Source organism: Streptomyces sp. NPDC057694, assembly GCF_042799415.1.
Classification (GTDB): Bacteria; Actinomycetota; Actinomycetes; order Streptomycetales; family Streptomycetaceae; genus Streptomyces.
This window is the reverse complement of record NZ_JBHVIX010000004.1, coordinates 332,886-349,433: the sequence shown is the minus strand read 5'-3', so window position 1 is coordinate 349,433 and position 16,548 is coordinate 332,886. Positions and strand designations below refer to the sequence as shown.

General features: G+C 72.0%; 20 protein-coding genes and 1 riboswitch. Of the genes, 9 read left to right on the top strand and 11 right to left on the bottom strand.

Annotation, left to right across the window (positions count from 1 at the left end; genetic code table 11):
- The first annotated feature begins 145 nt into the window (after positions 1-145).
- The 4 genes from ACFVDP_RS13755 to ACFVDP_RS13740 are packed head-to-tail and all read left to right on the top strand — an operon-like array spanning position 146 to position 3,793.
- The gene (locus ACFVDP_RS13755; protein ID WP_383488163.1) at positions 146-1,993 is read left to right on the top strand and encodes an ABC transporter ATP-binding protein; all 1,848 of its coding nucleotides are present in this window, start codon (positions 146-148) and stop codon (positions 1,991-1,993) included.
- The gene (locus tag ACFVDP_RS13750; RefSeq protein ID WP_383488160.1) at positions 1,993-3,114 is read left to right on the top strand and encodes a serine hydrolase domain-containing protein; all 1,122 of its coding nucleotides are present in this window, start codon (positions 1,993-1,995) and stop codon (positions 3,112-3,114) included. Before ACFVDP_RS13755 ends, ACFVDP_RS13750 begins: the two co-directional genes overlap by 1 nt.
- 54 nt (positions 3,115-3,168) lie before the next feature.
- A complete protein-coding gene (locus ACFVDP_RS13745; protein ID WP_351448126.1) occupies positions 3,169-3,408 on the top strand; it encodes a toxin-antitoxin system HicB family antitoxin in 240 nt (79 codons plus the stop codon).
- A gap of 46 nt (positions 3,409-3,454) precedes the next feature.
- Positions 3,455-3,793 (top strand): fic family toxin-antitoxin system, toxin component, encoded by a 339-nt coding sequence (locus ACFVDP_RS13740; protein WP_383488566.1) that lies wholly within the window; start codon positions 3,455-3,457, stop codon positions 3,791-3,793.
- Positions 3,794-3,797: 4 nt separating this feature from the next.
- On the opposite strand, the gene ACFVDP_RS13735 is transcribed toward ACFVDP_RS13740, so the two are convergent.
- The 4 genes from ACFVDP_RS13735 to bioB form a co-directional block, all read right to left on the bottom strand.
- Positions 3,798-4,469, bottom strand: coding sequence for a class I SAM-dependent methyltransferase (locus tag ACFVDP_RS13735; protein ID WP_383488157.1), 672 nt, complete (start codon positions 4,467-4,469; stop codon positions 3,798-3,800).
- A gap of 392 nt (positions 4,470-4,861) precedes the next feature.
- Positions 4,862-5,599 (bottom strand): dethiobiotin synthase, encoded by a 738-nt coding sequence (gene bioD / locus ACFVDP_RS13730; RefSeq protein WP_383488154.1) that lies wholly within the window; start codon positions 5,597-5,599, stop codon positions 4,862-4,864.
- A 6-nt stretch (positions 5,600-5,605) separates the two neighbouring features.
- Entirely contained in the window at positions 5,606-6,883 is a 1,278-nt protein-coding gene (locus ACFVDP_RS13725) for an adenosylmethionine--8-amino-7-oxononanoate transaminase (RefSeq protein WP_383488151.1), read from the bottom strand.
- Positions 6,876-8,018 (bottom strand): biotin synthase BioB, encoded by a 1,143-nt coding sequence (bioB, locus tag ACFVDP_RS13720; protein ID WP_383488148.1) that lies wholly within the window; start codon positions 8,016-8,018, stop codon positions 6,876-6,878. Before bioB ends, ACFVDP_RS13725 begins: the two co-directional genes overlap by 8 nt.
- A gap of 143 nt (positions 8,019-8,161) precedes the next feature.
- On the opposite strand from bioB, the gene ACFVDP_RS13715 reads away from it, so the two are divergent.
- The gene (locus tag ACFVDP_RS13715) at positions 8,162-9,352 is read left to right on the top strand and encodes an 8-amino-7-oxononanoate synthase (protein WP_383488146.1); all 1,191 of its coding nucleotides are present in this window, start codon (positions 8,162-8,164) and stop codon (positions 9,350-9,352) included.
- Here the strand turns inward: ACFVDP_RS13715 and ACFVDP_RS13710 are convergent.
- Together ACFVDP_RS13710 and ACFVDP_RS13705 are read right to left on the bottom strand one after the other, a co-directional pair.
- The gene (locus ACFVDP_RS13710) at positions 9,336-9,560 is read right to left on the bottom strand and encodes a DUF397 domain-containing protein (protein ID WP_383488143.1); all 225 of its coding nucleotides are present in this window, start codon (positions 9,558-9,560) and stop codon (positions 9,336-9,338) included. The two genes, ACFVDP_RS13715 and ACFVDP_RS13710, sit on opposite strands and share 17 nt — an antisense overlap.
- A gap of 58 nt (positions 9,561-9,618) precedes the next feature.
- On the bottom strand, positions 9,619-10,470 hold the full coding sequence (locus ACFVDP_RS13705) for a helix-turn-helix domain-containing protein (RefSeq protein ID WP_383488140.1): 852 nt from the start codon (positions 10,468-10,470) through the stop codon (positions 9,619-9,621).
- 283 nt (positions 10,471-10,753) lie between these two features.
- Between ACFVDP_RS13705 and ACFVDP_RS13700 the strand changes: the two genes are divergently transcribed.
- Positions 10,754-11,209: an ATP-binding protein gene (locus tag ACFVDP_RS13700; RefSeq protein WP_383488137.1), complete on the top strand. Its 456-nt coding sequence runs from the start codon at positions 10,754-10,756 to the stop codon at positions 11,207-11,209.
- A 7-nt stretch (positions 11,210-11,216) separates the two neighbouring features.
- On the opposite strand, the gene ACFVDP_RS13695 is transcribed toward ACFVDP_RS13700, so the two are convergent.
- The 4 genes from ACFVDP_RS13695 to ACFVDP_RS13680 form a co-directional block, all read right to left on the bottom strand.
- On the bottom strand, positions 11,217-11,714 hold the full coding sequence (locus ACFVDP_RS13695) for a DUF6328 family protein (protein WP_383488134.1): 498 nt from the start codon (positions 11,712-11,714) through the stop codon (positions 11,217-11,219).
- A 91-nt stretch (positions 11,715-11,805) separates the two neighbouring features.
- Positions 11,806-12,279, bottom strand: coding sequence for a C40 family peptidase (locus ACFVDP_RS13690; RefSeq protein WP_383488131.1), 474 nt, complete (start codon positions 12,277-12,279; stop codon positions 11,806-11,808).
- Between the two features lie 3 nt (positions 12,280-12,282).
- A riboswitch (cyclic di-AMP (ydaO/yuaA leader) is annotated at positions 12,283-12,484 on the bottom strand.
- Between the two features lie 335 nt (positions 12,485-12,819).
- Positions 12,820-13,128, bottom strand: coding sequence for a hypothetical protein (locus ACFVDP_RS13685; protein WP_383488128.1), 309 nt, complete (start codon positions 13,126-13,128; stop codon positions 12,820-12,822).
- 7 nt (positions 13,129-13,135) lie between these two features.
- Positions 13,136-13,771, bottom strand: a complete 636-nt coding sequence (locus ACFVDP_RS13680) for an ATP-dependent Clp protease proteolytic subunit (protein ID WP_383488125.1) — start codon at positions 13,769-13,771, stop codon at positions 13,136-13,138.
- A gap of 83 nt (positions 13,772-13,854) precedes the next feature.
- Between ACFVDP_RS13680 and ACFVDP_RS13675 the strand changes: the two genes are divergently transcribed.
- Complete coding sequence (locus ACFVDP_RS13675) at positions 13,855-14,145, top strand: type II toxin-antitoxin system Phd/YefM family antitoxin (protein ID WP_383488122.1); 291 nt, start codon at positions 13,855-13,857, stop codon at positions 14,143-14,145.
- 158 nt (positions 14,146-14,303) lie between these two features.
- Here the strand turns inward: ACFVDP_RS13675 and ACFVDP_RS13670 are convergent, their stop codons facing one another.
- Positions 14,304-15,296: an ABC transporter permease gene (locus ACFVDP_RS13670; protein WP_383488119.1), complete on the bottom strand. Its 993-nt coding sequence runs from the start codon at positions 15,294-15,296 to the stop codon at positions 14,304-14,306.
- Between the two features lie 119 nt (positions 15,297-15,415).
- On the opposite strand from ACFVDP_RS13670, the gene ACFVDP_RS13665 reads away from it, so the two are divergent.
- A complete protein-coding gene (locus ACFVDP_RS13665; RefSeq protein WP_383488116.1) occupies positions 15,416-16,036 on the top strand; it encodes a TetR/AcrR family transcriptional regulator in 621 nt (206 codons plus the stop codon).
- A gap of 197 nt (positions 16,037-16,233) precedes the next feature.
- Complete coding sequence (locus ACFVDP_RS13660) at positions 16,234-16,536, top strand: urease subunit gamma (RefSeq protein WP_383488112.1); 303 nt, start codon at positions 16,234-16,236, stop codon at positions 16,534-16,536.
- Positions 16,537-16,548 lie beyond the last annotated feature (12 nt).

Genomic DNA, 16,548 nt, shown 5'->3' with positions numbered 1-16,548 from the left:
TTGGGGGGGGGGAGGGTGGGGGGGGTCTCTGGGTGGTTCCCCTGGTTTTGGGGGGGGGGGGGGGTGGGGGGGGGGGGGGGGGGAACCCCCGCGACCAGCCACGACGCACCCGCAGCCCGCAACGCACATCAACGGGAGCCACCTCATGACCCCCCCGATCACCGACATAGAACCCGGCACCGGCACGGGTACCGCAGCCTCCTGCTCCGTCACCGGCCTCCGCGTAGTGCTCGGCCGTACCGGCCCCGACGTCGTCGACGACATCGCCTTCGACGTGGCCGCGGGCGAAATCCTCGCTCTGGTCGGCGAGTCCGGCAGCGGCAAGACCACCATCGCCACGGCGCTGCTCGCCCACACCCGCCGAGGCGCCCGCGTCGACGCGGGCCAGGTCGTCCTCGACGGACGCGAACTGCTCGGCGCCCCGCCCGCGGAGGCCCGCAGGCGCCGCGGCTCCGAGGTCGCCTACGTCCCCCAGGACCCGGCCGCCTCCCTCAACCCCGTGATGCGCGTCGGCAGCCAGATCCGCGAAGTGCTCGACGTCCACCACGCGGGCACCCCGGCCGAACGCGACGCCCGCGTCCGCGAGGTCCTCGCCGAGGTCGCCCTCCCCGACGACGACGCGTTCCTGCGCCGCTACCCCCACCAGCTCTCCGGCGGACAGTTGCAGCGCGTCGGCATCGCCATGGCCTTCGCGCTGCGCCCCAAGGTCCTCGTCCTGGACGAGCCGACGACCGGCCTCGACGTCACCACCCAGGCCCATGTCCTCGCCACCGTGCGGGAATTGTGCGCCCGGCATGACGTGGCGGCCGTCTACGTCACCCACGACCTCGCCGTCGTCGGCGAGTTCGCGCACCGCGTCGCGGTGATGTACGCGGGCCGCATCGTCGAGATCGGACCGCGCGAGACCGTCTTCGCGACGCCCTCGCACCCGTACACCCGCGCGCTGCTCACCGCCGTCCCCAGCGTCAACGAGGCCCGCGTGCTCACCGGCATCCCCGGCAGCACGCCCTCGCCGGGCCGGCGCCCCACCGGCTGCCGGTTCCGCGACCGCTGCGACTTCGCCGAAGAGGCGTGCGCCGAGGGCGAGCCGGAGCTGACCGCCGTCACCGGCAGCGACGTGCGCGCACGCTGCCGTCGGGTGGACCACGTCCGCGCCCGCCCGCTGACCTTCACCGTCGCCCCGCCCGCCGCCACCGAGCGCCCCGCCCCGGTCCTCACGGTCGAGGGGCTGACCGCCCACTACGGCTCCCGGCAGATCCTGCACGGCATCGACCTGACCGTCGGCCGCAACGAATGCGTGGCCGTCGTCGGCCAGTCCGGCAGCGGCAAGTCGACCCTCTCGCGGGCCATCGGCGGCCTGCACGACGAGTGGACCGGCAGCGTCACCTTCCAGGACGCGCCGATGCCGCCCGGCGCCCGGCAGCGCGGCCGCGACCTGCGCAAGTCCGTCCAGTACGTGTTCCAGAACCCGTATCTCGCGCTGAACCCCCGGATGACGGTCGGCAAGATCATCCGGCGGCCGCTCGAACTGTTCGGCCTCGCCCGCGGCGCGGCCGCCACCGAGCGCGTGCACGAACTCCTCGCCCAGGTCATGCTCTCGCCCGGGGTCGCCGACCTGCGCCCCGACCGGCTCTCCGGCGGCGAGCGCCAGCGCGTCGCGATCGCCCGCGCGCTGGCCTGCGAACCCGAGCTGCTGATCTGCGACGAGGTGACCTCCGCACTGGACGTCTCCGTGCAGGCCTCGATCGTGACCCTGCTCGACGACCTGCGCACCAGCCGCGGCCTGTCGATGCTGTTCGTCACCCACAACCTCGCCCTCGTCCGCTCCCTCGCCACCCGGGTCGCCGTCCTCTCCGACGGCCGGATCGTGGAGGAGGGCCCGACCGCCGAGGTGCTGGACCGGCCCTCGCACCCGTACACCCGGCAGCTCCTCTCGGACACCCCCGGCCGGAAGGGCGACAGCACCCCCGAACTCGTGGAAGAAGGCGCCTGATGGCCACGGCACCCGCCGATTCCCGGCCCCGCCCCGACGTCGAGTCGCTGCGCGAACCGCAGCGGCTGATCCCCTGCTCCACCGAGATCCCCCGGGCCGTCGCCCCGCAGCCCTGGCCCCGCGCCGAGCGTCCGCTCGCCGCCCGGATCACCGGCGCCGGACGGACCATGGACCTCGACGAGTTCCTCGACCTCACCTGCACCACCTCGCTCGTGGTGATCGTCGACGGCACCCTGGTGCACGAGCGCTACTTCCACGGCGTCACGCCCGAGGACCGGCTGCTCGGCAACTCCGCCACCAAGTCGGCCCTCGCCCTGCTGGTCGGGGACATCCCGGACCTCGACATCGACACGCCCGCACGGTCGTACGTCCCCGAACTCGACGACCCGGCCTGCGGCTACCGCGAGGTGACGGTCCGTCATCTCCTGGCGATGACCACCGGAGTGGACTGGGCGGAGGACCACCGCGACCCGGACTCGCCCGCCGCCCGCCTGGTCGCCCCCGTCCGCGAGGGCAAGGGCGGCCTGCGCGAACAGCTCACGTCCATCCCGCCGGGCCGGACACCGGGCACGTCCTTCACGTACTGCACCGCCGACTCGCTCGTCCTCGACTGGGTCCGCGAACGCGCCACCGGCCTCGACTTCGCCACCCACCTGTCCCGCCTCTGGGACGCCCTCGGCGCCGAGCACCCGGCGATCGTCGGCCACGACCCGCACGGCGTCGCCATGGCGGGCGGCTCGCTGGCGGCGACGGCCCGCGACTGGGCGCGCCTCGGCTGGCTCCAGATGGACGGCAGTTGGGGCGGTCGCGCCCTCGTCCCGCAGGAGTGGACCGACACGTCGAGCCGCCCCGGGGAGCCGTTCCTGCACCCGGGCCGGCTGCCGGTCTCGCTGACCGCGCACGCCGGGTTCGGCCACCACTGGTGGCCCCTGGACCCGGCGGGCCGGCGCGTCATCGCGGACGGCATGCGCGGCCAGTTCGTGTACGCCGACCGCGACCGGCGCGTGGTCGTCGTCAAGACCTCGGCCTGGCCGCACGGCGACGCCTGGGCCGACATGCAGTACCGCGACCTGTGCTACCTGGCGCTCCCGGCCATCGCGGAGGCGGCCCTGCACGGCTGACCCGGCGCCGTACCGCTCTTGCCGGTGCTAGCGGACGGACGCTAGCGTGATGGCATGCCGAAGACGCAGCTGAACGTCCGGGTGGACGCGGACACCGCGCGCGCCGCCCGGGAGCGGGCCCTGGCCCGCGGGATGAGCGTGAACCGCTACATCGAAGAGCTCGTCCGGCGGGACGCGGGCGAGCAGGGCCGCATGTTCGTCGACGCCGCGGCCGACTTCATGCAGCGCTACGAGACCGTCTTCGCCGAGGAGTTCGGCCCGGACACCGAAGGCCGGCGCCGCCCCGTTGAGTGACGCGAGCGGCGCCCCGCACTTCACGGTCGACCTCGCCTGGCTGCTGATGGTCGCCGAACAGAAAACCCCCGGCGACCCGCAGGTCACGGACTGGGGCGCCCTCGTGGCGGCGGTGTCCCGGCACTCCGCGCGGATTCTCGACCTCCCGGTCTACGACACCCCGCAGGCCCGCGCCGCCGCACTGCTTCAACTCCTCATCCACGTACCTGCGTTGGAGCGGTCGAACGCGATGTACGCCACCGCCGTCGCCTACGCCTACCTGGTCGCGAGCGGCGTCCGGGTGACCACGTCTCCGGAGCAGGTCAGAGAACTCGCCCGGCTGGTGAAGCACGACGGCGCGAGCGTCGCTGACATCGAGAAGGAACTGCACGGCTGGAGCCGGTGAGTTCTCAGTCGTGCTGGTACGGGCGTCGGGCCGTGCCGAGCACGCAGTACGAGGTCGGCAGCCGCGGCCCGCGATCCGGCACGATCAGCTCCCGGTACTCCCCGACCTCGAAACCGGCGGCGCGCACCTCGGCCACGGTGTCGCGCCCGGTGTGACAGCCGCCGAAGAGCAGCGGCCACACCGTCCGGTCGAGGCCCGTCTGCACCCCGCGCATCCCGCGGCCCGGAGCCCGCCCGTGCTCGAAGAACCGCACCTCGCCGCCGGGTCGCAGTACACGCCGTACCTCACTCAGCGCCCGCGCCACATCGCGCACGCTGCACAGCACGATGCAGAGCACGACGGCGTCGTAGCCCTCGCTCTTGACCGGCAGCGCCTCCGCGGCGCCCGGCGCCACATCCACCGGGACCTCCGCGCGCCGGCCCGCCTCGACGGCCAGCCTGCGCAGGGCCCGCTCCGGTTCGATGGCGACGACCTCGGAGACGGTGGCGGGGTAGTGGCCGAAGTTCAGCCCGTTCCCCGCGCCGACCTCGAGCACCCGGCCCGAGAGCCCGGCGAGCAGTTCGCTCCGCACGGGGCCCATGAACGGCTCGATCCGTTCACTGAGGCCCGCGTAGAACCGGGCGAACACCGGGTGACGTACGGCATCCCCTGCCACTTTCCGAGGCCGATCCGCCATCGTGCGCCTCCTTCGTCTCTCGACGTTTCCGGGGTCTGGAACGTGTTGCCCGGAGTGTTCCCCGCGCGGCGCGTTTCCAGTGGCCGGGTGCCGGTTTCGTCGTGGCTGGCCGCGCAGTTCCCCGCGCCCCTGGAGCGTGCGCTTCGCGCTGCTCTTCCTGGTGGTCGGGTGCGGCTCTCGCCCCTGAAGGCCTGCGCTGCGCGCGCCTTCCCCCCGACACCCCTGAAGGCTGCGCTCCGCTCGGCCGCCCCTGGGCGAGCGGAGCTCGCTTCCAGGGGCGCGGGGAACTGCGCGAGAAGCGGCCACCGGGCCGCGCGCGATCGACAACCCAGGGGCGCGGGGAACTGCGCGACCAGCCCCCACCGGCGCGCGGTCGAACGACAACCGTGCGATCAGCTCTCGGCGCGCGCCGGCGGACCCCACCTCCGGGCGAAGGTGGCCGCATCCCACACCCCGTCCAGCTCGGGACCGACCCACCCCCGGGCCGCGGCCCGAAACCCGGGCACCCCGAGCCGCCCGGCCCCCGCAGGCACCGCACCGAGCAGCGGCGCCCCGGCCACGATCGGCAGGTCAGCCACATTGCACCGCTCCGCGAGCCCCGGCTCCCCGGGCCAGCTGCCGATGACCACCCCGGCCTGCACCAGCCCCCGCGAGCGCAGCGCCTCCGCGGTCAACTGCACCGAGTTCAGCGTCCCGAGCCCGGCCCGCGCCACCACGAGCACCGGCGCCCCGACCAGCCGCGCGGCATCCGCGAGCGTGGAACCCTCCCCGTCGAAGTGCACGAGCAGCCCGCCCGCACCCTCGATCAGCACCAGATCGTGCGACGCCGCCAGCTTGACGGCCGCCTCGGCGATCTCGGCAGGCCGCACCGGCGGGAGCCCGGCCCGGGCCGCCGCCGTCCCCGGCGCGAGCGGCTCCGGATACCGGGCCAGCTCCACCCCGGTCACCTGCTCACCGGCAAGCCGCACCACCTCGTCGACATCGCCCGGCTCACCCGGCGCGACCCCGGTCTGGGCGGGCTTGAGCACCGCCACCGAACGCCCGGCCCGCACGGCGACCGCCGCCAGCGCCGCCGTCGTCACGGTCTTGCCGATCTCGGTCCCCGTCCCGGTGACCACCCATACGGTCATGTCCGTTCACCCTTCCCGCGCGGCGGCGCACACCGCACGCGTGATCCGCGCCAGATCCTCGTCACCGGTGACGTACGGCGGCATGGTGTAGACGAGATCCCGGAACGGCCGCACCCACACCCCCTCCGCCACCGCGGCACGCGTGGCCGCGGCGACATCCACCTCGTGGTCGAGCTGCACGACACCGATCGCGCCGAGCACCCGCACGTCCCGAACTCCGGTCACATCCAGGGCCGCCGACAGACCATCACGCAGTCCGGCCTCGATCCGCTTCACCTCGGCGAGCCAGTCCTGCCCGAGCAGCAGATCGATCGAGGCGCAGGCCACGGCGGCGGCCAGCGGATTGCCCATGAACGTCGGCCCGTGCGCGAGCACCGGCACCTCGCCGCGCGAGATGCCCTGAGCCACCCGCGCCGTGCACAGCGTCGCGGCCAGGGTCAGATAGCCGCCGGTCAGCGCCTTGCCGACACACATCACATCCGGGGTGAGCGCGGCATGCTCCGCCGCGAACAACGCGCCGGTGCGCCCGAAGCCCGTAGCGATCTCGTCGAACACCAGCAGCACGTCGTGCGCGTCGCACGCCTCCCGCAGCACCCGCAGATACGCGGGGGAGTGGAACCGCATCCCGCCGGCCCCCTGCACCACCGGCTCCACGATCACGGCGGCCAGCTCGTGCGCGTGCCGCTCGACGGTGGCCCGCAGATGCTCCGCGTACGACTCCTCGTACGCGCTCGGCGGCGCGTCCGCGAACACCTGCTCCGGCAGCACACCGGCCCACAGGCCGTGCATCCCGCCCTCGGGGTCGCACACGGACATCGGCTGCCAGGTGTCCCCGTGGTAGCCGCCGCGCCAGGTCAGCATCCGGCGCTTCTCCGGCCGCCCGAGCGAACGCCAGTACTGCAGGCACATCTTCAGCGCCACCTCGACCGACACGGACCCCGAGTCGGCGAGGAACACGTGTTCAAGACCGGCCGGTGACATCTCGACGAGCCGCTGCGCGAGCCGCACCGCGGGTTCGTGGGTGAGCCCGCCGAACATCACATGGCTCATCCGGTCCAGCTGCCCGCGCGCCGCCTCGTTGAGGACGGGGTGGTTGTAGCCGTGGATCGCCGACCACCACGACGACATCCCGTCGACCAGCTCGCCGTGCCCGGCGACCCGCAGCCGCACCCCGGACGCCGACTCGACGACCAGGGGCTGCTGCCGTCCCGGCATGGGGCCGTACGGATGCCAGACGTGATCCCGGTCGAGCCGGAGCAGTTCCTCGATACGCGGATCAGGCATTGGGCGCGAGATCCGTCCCGGCACCCCGGCGGCGTACGGCGACCAGGTCGGTCCGTGCCTCCGACACCTCGGGTGTCCCGGGGGCCTCGGCGTTCTCCTCGGACCCGCAGACCGAGCCGCAGCCACCGCCCGCCCGGTGCTCGGGCAGCGTCACCTGGTCGGTGCCCTCCACCTCGAACCCCGCGTCCGCGATCATCTCCAGGTCGGCCCGGCCCGCCTGGCCCTCACTGGTCAGGTAGTCGCCCAGGAAGATCGAGTTGGCGATGTGCAGCGCCAGCGGCTGCATCGTGCGCAGATGCACCTCGCGCCCGCCCGCGATCCGCACCTCCACGTCCGGGCAGACGAACCGGACCATGGCCAGAATCCGCAGGCAGCGCTGCGGCGTCAGGTTCCACTCCTTGGCCAGCGGCGTCCCCTCGAAGGGGATCAGGAAGTTCACCGGCACCGAGTCCGGGTCCAGCTCACGGAGCCCGAAGACGACGTCGACCAGGTCCTCGTCGCTCTCGCCCATCCCGGCGATCAGACCGGAGCAGGCGGACAGACCGGCCGCGTGCGCCTTCTGCACGGTGTCGACCCGGTCGGCGTACGTGTGCGTCGTGGTGATGTCGCCGTACGTCGCCTCGGACGTGTTCAGGTTGTGGTTGTAGGCGTCGGCGCCCGCGCCGCGCAGCCGCTCCGCCTGCCCGTCGGAGAGCAGACCGAGACAGGCGCACACCTCGACGCCCTCGTTCTCCGACTTGATCGCGTCGATGGTCGCCGCGACCCGGTCGACGTCCTTGTCCGTGGGGCCGCGCCCGCTCGCCACCAGGCAGACCCGCTTGGCACCGCCCGCGACCCCCGCGGCGGCCGCCTGCGACGCCTCGTCCGGCTTCAGCCAGGTGTACTTGAGGATCTCGGCCTTCGAGCCGAGCCGCTGGGAGCAGTACGAGCAATCCTCCGGGCACAGGCCCGACTTGAGGTTCACCAGATAGTTCAGCTTCACCCGGCGCCCGAACCACTGACGGCGCACCTTGCCGGCCGCGGCCACCACGTCGAGCAGTTCGTCGTCGGGCGTCGCCAGTACGGCGAGCGCCTCTTCACGGCTCGGCACCTCGCGCCGAAGCCCCTTGTCCACCAGCGTGTTCAGCAGGTCCATGGGCCCTGATCCTGGCTCATGGAGGTGTCCCGGCGAAAGGAGAGTTCGTACAAAGGACGGTGCTCGACGTGTGGGTATTGCCACATCCTGGGCCGGTGGCGGGGCGACTAGGGTCTGTGCATTACCTACAAACAGAGGGAGTCATGGCTCCAGCGCACAGCACCCCTGCCCCCGCCCTCGCCCCGGCCTTCGGCTGGCTCGGCGAGCAGCGGCGCGCCCGCGAGGCCGCCGGACTCGTCCGCACCCTGCGCCCGCGTCCCGCCGACTCCCCGCTGCTCGATCTCGCGAGCAACGACTATCTGGGCCTCGCCCGGCATCCCGAGACCGTCGCGGGGGCGGTCGAGGCGGCGCGCCGCTGGGGCGGGGGTGCCACCGGCTCCCGGCTGGTCACCGGCACCACCGAGCTGCACGCCCATCTGGAGCGCGAGCTGGCCGAGTTCTGCGGTTTCGAGGCCGCGCTCGTGCTGTCGTCCGGCTACGCGGCGAACCTCGCGGCCGTCACGGCGCTCGCCCCGCACGGCTCGCTGATCGTCTCCGACGCGGCCAACCACGCCTCCCTGATCGACGGCTGCCGGCTGTCCCGCGCCACCACCCGGGTCGTGCCGCACGCCGACCCCGAGGCCGTCCGCACGGCGCTCGGCACGCACGACGGCCCGGCCGTGGTGGTCAGCGACACGGTCTTCTCCGTGGACGGCGACCGGGCACCACTGGCCGAACTGGGTTCAGTGGCAGATGAGTTCGGGGCCGGACTGATCGTCGACGACGCGCACGGACTCGGCGTCCTCGGCACCGGCGGACGCGGCGCCGCGCACGCGGCGGGCCTCGCGGGCGCCCCCGGCACCGTCGCCACCGTGACCCTCTCGAAGTCCTTCGGCAGTCAGGGCGGCGCGGTCCTCGGCCCGGCGCCCGTCATCGAGCATCTCGTCAACACGGCGCGTACGTTCATCTTCGACACCGGCCTCGCTCCGGCCGCCGTCGGCGCCGCGCTCGCGGCGCTGCGTCTGCTGCGCCGCGAACCCCGGCGGGCGACACGGGCCCGTGAGGTCGCGGCGACGCTGCATCAACTCCTCGCGGATGAGGGCCTGTCGGCCGTCCGCCCGGAAGCGGCGGTGGTCTCGGTGCGCGCACCCTCGCCCGACGATGCGGTGCGCTGGGCCGCGGCCTGCCGGGCGGCGGGACTGGCGGTGGGCTGTTTCCGTCCGCCGTCCGTGCCGGACGGCGTCTCACGACTGCGGCTGACCGCCCGCGCCGACCTCACCGACGAGCAGCTCGCCGAGGCGGTGCGGGTGATCGGCCGAACGGCTCCCCGGGGCGCGGTCAGCGCAGGGAGCTGACGAACTCTTCCCAGGCGGAGGGAGCGAAGAGCACGGCGGGTCCCGCCGTGTTCTTGGAATCGCGGACGGCCAGCAGGCCGGCCGCGGGCCCCGAAGGCAAGGGGGCCGCCTCGACGCAGTTGTTGGCGCCCGTGCTGCGGCTGCTGCGCCGCCACCGTGCGCCGCTCAGCGACATGCTGTCGGAAACGTACCGAGGCAGTGCATTCATGGTGCCTCCCTGACGCAGGCCGGAGCGTGACGGAGCGTCGGCGACCCCGCACACCCGGCTATCCGGCGATCTGTGCGATGAACTCCAGCGAGTCCTCGGGCGAAAGAGCGTGCCCCTGAAGAGCTTCGAAGGCGTCCGTGTACGCCTTGAGGTCTTCTTTCCGCTCGAGGTAGAGACTACTCGTCAAATGGTCGAGAACAACCACATCCAGATCAGTTGTGTTCGGAAATGAGAACACAACGAAAGGCCCGGTGATGCCGATGTGCCCACCTGCCGAGAAGGGAAGCACCTGAATCCGGACATGCGGCATCCGGGCCACCTCGGCCAAATGTGCCAATTGCCTTTGCAGAATGCCTTTTCCGCCCACCTCGCGTCGCAGTACCGCCTCGTCGAGGATGGCCGTCAACTGCAGGGGGGTCTGTGCGCGCAACACCTCCTGGCGTGCGAGACGCACCTCCACCAGTGCCTCGATATGTCGCTCGGCCATGCCGCCCAGTACGGATCGCGTCACCGCGTAGGCGTACTCCTTCGTCTGCAGCAGGCCCGGCATCACACTGGTCTCCAGCGTCCTGATCCGGCACGCCTGCGACTCCAGACTGATGAAGTCGCGGTACGTGGGCGGCAGCAGCCCGCGGTACGCGTGCCACCAGTGATGCCCGCCGGCATCCTCCGCCCCCGCCAACGCCACCACGAGTTGGCGTAGTTGTGGGTCCTTCGCGTCGAAGGCGTCGAGCAGACGGAGTACGTCCGATGCCTTCACGCCGCTTCGTCCTGTCTCGATCCGGCTCACCTTCGACTGGTGCCATCCGACGAGTCGCGCGGCCTCACCACTGGTGAGCCCGGCGCCCACGCGCAGTGCGCGCAATTCGGCACCCAGCTTGCGGCGACGTACCGCGGGACCGTACTTCATGCTGACTCCTCTGGTCCTCAGGCCGCCTGGCCGTTCTCCCTCCCGGCCCGTCGGGGACGGCTCCAGAGCAGACGGTAGAGGAACCGGCGTTCGCTCGCCCAAATACGGGCTACCGTCGCAGAGTTCACCGCTTCGAGCGACAGATATATGCATATCTTGGGGGATCGCCACCCTGGAAGCGCATCCAAGTGGCACGCTGGCGCGAAGCAGTAGCCGGGGCCGGTGAATGAAGGATCCGCGGCGGGCGGTCGAGCGGCCCCGACAGGAAAGGGACGACTTCGCCATGGCAGACCACCAGGAAGCATCAGTAACACTGCCGAGCGATCCCGCGTCGGTCTCGACGGCCCGGAGGTACGTGAGCAACGTGCTGACGGAGTGGGGCATGCCGGGTGACGGCGACACCGCCGACACGGTCCGGCTGATCGTCTCCGAACTCGCGACGAACGCGGTGCAGCACACCCGCGGTCTGTCCCCCACCTTCACCGTCGAGCTGGAACTGGAGCGGGACGAGCGGCTGCGGATCGGCGTCACCGACAGCCATCCCCGCTACCCCAAGCGGCTGCCCGCCGCGGTGCAGCAGGACAATGGGCGCGGCATGGTCATCATCCGCTGTCTCACGGCCGAGTGCGGCGGCAGACTCTCGGTCTGTCCGACGCCCGAGGGCGGCAAGACGGTGTGGATCGCACTGCCCTGGAAGAGCACCGCGGCCGGCGGAGACATCCGCCCGGCCAGCCGCTGAGCGCGGGTCAGCCGGACGCCTCGTCGTCCGGGGGCGCTGCCCGCCCGGCCAGGGACCGGCGCAGGAGCCCGGGAAGAACCCCCCACAGCCCCACGCACACCAGGAACGTTCCGGCGCCCGCGGCGATGCCGCCGCCCCGGCCGACCGTCACATCGACCACGAGCAGCACCGAACCCGTGAGCGCGAGGGCGAGCGCGGCCATGCCGCAGGCGGCGAGCCGCGACGAGACCCGTACGATCCGGGACTTCGCCCCCAGCTGGAACAGCACCCGGTGCAGCGCCGCGGGCGCCATCAGCAGCGCGGCCGCCACGACCGCGAGGAGCAGCGTCGTCACATAGACGGCGCGCTGCACCGTGTCGAGTGCGGGAAAGCGCTGGGTGAAAGCGAGCGTGAGGAGAAAGGCGAACAGGAACTGCACCCCGGTCTGCGTGACACGGAGTTCCTGCAGAAGCTCGCCGAAGTTCCGGTCGGCTCGCTCCAGGGGCGTCTCGTTCCGTTCGTCCATGCTCTCCAGGTAACCCCTTCCGGCCGGTCGAGGCATGGTGGCGGGCCTGGCGCCCGGCCCGCCACCATGAAAAGGGGGCGACGGTGCCGGGTCAGCGCACCCGGCCGTACCAGACGCTCTTGGTCCAGATCTTCTGCAGCTTCACCACGTCCCCGGTCTTCGGGGAGTGCCACATGCGTCCCTTACCGGCGTAGATGCCGACGTGGTAGACGCTCCGGCCGGAGTGGAAGAAGACCAGGTCACCACGCTTGCGGTGGGATGCGGAGACATGGCGGGTCTTGTTGTACTGCTGCGCGGCGGTGCGGGGCAGCTTCTTGCCCGCCCGCTTGAACGAGTAGAGCGTGAGGCCCGAGCAGTCGAACCGGCGCGGCCCGGTGGCGCCCCACTTGTACGGCGCTCCCTTCTTCGAGGCCGCGACCTGGAGTGCCTTGGTCGAGGCCACGGCCGCCGACGCCTCGGGCGCGGCACCGGGGACCATGAGCCCGGCGCTCGCGACGGCGAGGGTCAGGGCCGAGGCGGTGCCGGCCCGGGTCAGCAGCGAGGGGACACGATTGAGCGCGGACATGCGCAACCCTTCGTCAGCCGCCTGCGAAGGATGACCTGTCGGGTTCGGGCTGGCGAAGATGCCCGGCCGCGGGACGCGGCTTCACCCCAAGGACTGCTCGCAGCGGCTGCTGCGGCGGCCCGTCGTGCCTGGGTCCTCCACTCCTGCCGATCCACTCCTGTCGACCTGGCATCCGGGCGGCGGCAGGACTCGGCGTCCGCACGGACCGCCCCGCCGCGGTGGCGGGGGCTTGTCGTCGGAAGGGATCTTGACCCACCTCTGAGGCGAAAGCCGAGCTGAACCGGCGGTAAGTGAGGCTCCTCACGCTTGACCCGTTCAGGTGGACAGTGCGGCTTTCGGGAACCGGCGGCCAGCCGCGACCATGCCCGCACCAGGGGCGGAACCGAAAATTCCGGGATGCGCCTACCGCCGTCGCGCAACTCTTACGGTCTTCAGGGTCTACGCACATCTACGCCATCCGGCGGTACCCCATCTGGGCCGTTTCGCAGGGGACGCGGACGACTTGGCCGCCAAAGGACGTCGGACGACTTCAACTGTCCGTCAGGTGACGTTTTCTGGCGGCAAAGTGACTGCCCGTGTTCGCCTCTCCCCGTCCAGAACGCGCAGCGCCCGCTCCAGGGTCGCCGCGTGCACCCGGCTCTCGCCCCGCTGGTGCATCAGGGTCAGGGCGTCCCGGAGCGCCGTCGCCCGGCTGACCAGCGCCTGGGCCGCGCGCAGGCCCCGATACGTGTCGTCGCCGCGCGCGGGGTTGATGCGCGCCAGCAGATCGACCACGGCCAGATAGCTGTCCACCAGCTCGCACTCGGCGCGGGTCAGCGCGGGCAGCGGCGGCAGTTCCGGTGGATACACGGCCGCCTCACCTCGCGCCCGGTGCGCCGTGCGTGTTCTTGCGGTTCTGCAGGACGTGATCCACCAGGCCGTATTCCAGGGCCTGTTGGGCCGTGAGTACGGTGTCCCGCTCGATGTCCGCGCTGATCCGCTCCGTCGGCCGGCCCGAGTGGCGTGCGAGCAGCTCCTCCAACTGCGCCCGCGTGCGCATGATTTCCCGGGCCTGGATCTCCAGGTCCGTGGGCTGTCCCTGGGCCGGCTCCGGCAGCGCGGGCTGGTCGAGCACCACGCGCGAGCCGGGGAGCATCATCCGCTTGCCCGGCGCTCCCGCGGCCAGCAGCACCGCGGCGACGGACGCGGCCTGTCCCAGACAGGTCGTCTCCACCTCGCAACTGACGTACTGCATCGTGTCGTAGATCGCCGTCATCGCGCTGAACGAGCCGCCGGGGGAGTTGATGTACAGCGAGATGTCCCGCTCCGGCGCCGTGTACTCGAGGTGCATCAGCTGCGCCATCACATCGTTCGCCGAGGTGTCGTCGATCGGTGTCCCGAGGAAGACGATGCGCTCTTCCAGGAGCTTGGAGTAGGGGTCGAGCGTGCGCTGGCCCGACGCGGTGCGCTCGGTGAACTCGGGCAGGACATAACGGCCGGACGGGCGGGTCATGGTGCCTCCAATGGCGATCCGGGCGCGGTGGACGCCGCCCCTGTAAAAAATGTACAGGACGTACATCACGTACGATGGGGAGCATGGCCTACGAGATTCCGGTGACGCAAGCCAGGGCTGAGCTCGCCGACCTGATCAACCGCGTGGTGTACGGCGGGGAGCGCGTGGTCGTCACCCGGCACGGCAAGCCGCTCATCGCCCTGGTCTCGGCGGCTGACCTGGAGCGACTCGAAGAAATGGGCGACCGGGCCGGGGTCCTGGCCGAGGAGCCGGTGATCAGTTCCGTCTCCCGCATGGGCTCCCTGTCGTCCGCTCCGGGCGAACGTCAGCGGTTCGGGATCGCGGCCGAGCGCCGCGGCCCCGAGACCAGGTAGCCGCATCCCGCCCTTGAGCGACCCGCCCCTGAGCACCCCGCCCCTGAGCACCCCGCCCCTGAGCGACCCGCCCTACTGAACAAAAAAGACCGCGCGTCCCCGTCCGCTACAGCGGGGACGCGCGGTCGATCGGTGTCCGCCCCTCTCGGGGCGGTGGCTCAGCCCACCGGCTGAGGTGTCCGGGCCGCGGCGGACGGCTCCTGGCGGGCCGGCTCCCGCCGGGCGCGCAGCCCCCCGAGCAGGACGGCGAGCAGCCCGAGCCCCGCCCACGCCGCGAGCGTGATCGCCGGCGCCCCGGCGCGCGCCCCGTCGAAGTAGGCGACCGACCGGAGCAGGGTGCCGCCGGCGCCGGGCGGCAGCAACTGGCCGAGCGATCCCACCGGTTCGGGCAGCAGCTGTGGCGCCGAGGCCACTCCGGAGAACGGGTTGCCGAGCAGCACCATCAGCAGTGCGCCGACCCCGATCCCGGCCGGGCCGATCAGCGCGGCGAGACCGGCGACGGTGGCGCCCACCGCGAGCGACGAAAGGCCCAGCACCCCGGCCTGGGCCCACCAGTCGCCGGTCAGCACTCCGAGCCAGCTGTCCGCGAGCGCGGCAGCCGCGATGCCCACCACGGCCGAGGCCAGGACCAGCGTGAGCGCGGCGCGCACCCCGCGCAGCCGGAACAGAGTGACGACCGAACCGCCCGCGACCCCCGCGATGGCGAGCGGCAGCACGCTCGAACTCAAGGCGGAGCCGCGGGGATCGGCGGCGGGCGCGGGCACCACGTCGACGGTGGTCACCTTCGTCCCCGCCGGTGCCTGGGCGGTCACCGCCTGCTCCAGCAACTGGGCGACGACCGGGCTCGCCGCCGACGCGGTCAGCAGCTTCGGTCCACCCGGGGTCACCACCACCGCCCCGTACACGGCCCGGTCCTCGATCGCGGCCCGTGCGGCGGCCTCGTCGGCGTACCGGTGTATCTCGAACGAGCCCTTCCGCGCGTCCAGTTGCCGGGCGAGCGGGGCCGTCGCGGCCGGCGGACCGGCGACGCCGAGCGGCAGATCGCGCGGTGCGGTCCGGGTGGCGGGCCAGGCGAAGGCCCACAGGGCGAGGGCGGCGAGCAGCGGGACGAGCAGGATGGTCGCGGCGGATTTCCGGGTCAGGGCTGGCATGGGGTCCCCTGGGGAGGCGTGATCGTCAAAGAATGAGCGTTCGTTTTACGAGCTGACCTCACTGTCGGCACCCGGACCCGCAGTTGTCAAGAATGAATGTTCGTTTTAACTTGAGCGGCATGGCCCGTGTATCCCAAGAGCACCTCGACGCCCGCCGCCGGCAGATCCTGGACGGCGCCGCGCTCTGCTTCGCCCGCAACGGCTTCCACGCCACCTCGATGCAGGACGTGCTGAAGGAGGTCGGCCTGTCCGCCGGAGCGGTCTACCGCTACTTCAGCGGCAAGGGGGAGCTGATCCGTGCCATCGTCACCGAGGTGCTCGCCGACGTCCGGTCGGTGTACGAAGAGGCCGGCCGGCAGACTCCGCCCCCGCCGCCGTACGAGCTGATCGACAAGGTGCTCCGCGATGTGCACGGGCTGCGCCCCGGGCTGCGCGAGGCGGGCGTTCCCGTCTTCGCCCGTCTGATGATCCAGGTGTGGACCGAGACGCTGCGCGATCCGGAGCTCGCGGAGGTCATCCAGGAAGGATTCACCAAGGTCACCGCGGCCTGGGTGAAGATCGTCGAGGGGTATCAGCGGGCGGGGATGATGAGCGCCGACGCGGACCCGGACGCCGTCGCGCGGGTGCTGGTCGCCGCGGCGCAGGGTTTCCTCGCCCAGCAGGCGCTCTTCGACCGGGTGCCCGTCGAGTCCCTCGAGGCGGGGCTGCGCGGCCTGGTGAGTATGCGGGAGGTCAGTTGATCACCATGGCGCGGTCAAGCAACGGTTAACGTCACCGAAACTCCGCAGCATTAGCCTGCGGCCCACGCCACCAGGGGTTTTCGTAACCGGGGTGCGCAAGATCATGCGCATTTCTTGTGTGTTACATCTATATCCGTCGCGGTGGCCGCGGCAGCCGGGCCCCGCACGGCCCGGAGCGAAGACTGTGAGGTGGGACCGTGCAGCTGACCCCGCACGAGCAGGAAAGACTGCTCATCCATGTGGCCGCCGACGTGGCCGAGAAGCGTCGGGCCAGGGGTCTGAAGCTCAATCACCCCGAAACCGTCGCGCTGCTCACCTCCCACATTCTGGAGGGCGCCCGAGACGGCCGCACCGTCGCGGAACTCATGGCGTCCGGGAGGAAGTTGCTCACCCGCGACGACGTCATGGACGGCATCCCCGAGATGATCCACGACGTGCAGGTCGAGGCCACCTTCCCCGACGGCACCAAGCTCGTCACCGTCCACGAGCCGATCGTCTGACGGGGAAGCGGC

Coding starts and splice junctions, on each gene's coding strand:
- ACFVDP_RS13755 (WP_383488163.1), top strand. CDS start 146: ATGACCCCCCCGATCACCGACATAGAACCCGGCACCGGCACGGGTACC.
- ACFVDP_RS13750 (WP_383488160.1), top strand. CDS start 1,993: ATGGCCACGGCACCCGCCGATTCCCGGCCCCGCCCCGACGTCGAGTCG.
- ACFVDP_RS13745 (WP_351448126.1), top strand. CDS start 3,169: ATGCCGAAGACGCAGCTGAACGTCCGGGTGGACGCGGACACCGCGCGC.
- ACFVDP_RS13740 (WP_383488566.1), top strand. CDS start 3,455: ATGGTCGCCGAACAGAAAACCCCCGGCGACCCGCAGGTCACGGACTGG.
- ACFVDP_RS13735 (WP_383488157.1), bottom strand. CDS start 4,469: ATGGCGGATCGGCCTCGGAAAGTGGCAGGGGATGCCGTACGTCACCCG.
- bioD (WP_383488154.1), bottom strand. CDS start 5,599: ATGACCGTATGGGTGGTCACCGGGACGGGGACCGAGATCGGCAAGACC.
- ACFVDP_RS13725 (WP_383488151.1), bottom strand. CDS start 6,883: ATGCCTGATCCGCGTATCGAGGAACTGCTCCGGCTCGACCGGGATCAC.
- bioB (WP_383488148.1), bottom strand. CDS start 8,018: ATGGACCTGCTGAACACGCTGGTGGACAAGGGGCTTCGGCGCGAGGTG.
- ACFVDP_RS13715 (WP_383488146.1), top strand. CDS start 8,162: ATGGCTCCAGCGCACAGCACCCCTGCCCCCGCCCTCGCCCCGGCCTTC.
- ACFVDP_RS13710 (WP_383488143.1), bottom strand. CDS start 9,560: ATGAATGCACTGCCTCGGTACGTTTCCGACAGCATGTCGCTGAGCGGC.
- ACFVDP_RS13705 (WP_383488140.1), bottom strand. CDS start 10,470: ATGAAGTACGGTCCCGCGGTACGTCGCCGCAAGCTGGGTGCCGAATTG.
- ACFVDP_RS13700 (WP_383488137.1), top strand. CDS start 10,754: ATGGCAGACCACCAGGAAGCATCAGTAACACTGCCGAGCGATCCCGCG.
- ACFVDP_RS13695 (WP_383488134.1), bottom strand. CDS start 11,714: ATGGACGAACGGAACGAGACGCCCCTGGAGCGAGCCGACCGGAACTTC.
- ACFVDP_RS13690 (WP_383488131.1), bottom strand. CDS start 12,279: ATGTCCGCGCTCAATCGTGTCCCCTCGCTGCTGACCCGGGCCGGCACC.
- ACFVDP_RS13680 (WP_383488125.1), bottom strand. CDS start 13,771: ATGACCCGCCCGTCCGGCCGTTATGTCCTGCCCGAGTTCACCGAGCGC.
- ACFVDP_RS13675 (WP_383488122.1), top strand. CDS start 13,855: ATGGCCTACGAGATTCCGGTGACGCAAGCCAGGGCTGAGCTCGCCGAC.
- ACFVDP_RS13670 (WP_383488119.1), bottom strand. CDS start 15,296: ATGCCAGCCCTGACCCGGAAATCCGCCGCGACCATCCTGCTCGTCCCG.
- ACFVDP_RS13665 (WP_383488116.1), top strand. CDS start 15,416: ATGGCCCGTGTATCCCAAGAGCACCTCGACGCCCGCCGCCGGCAGATC.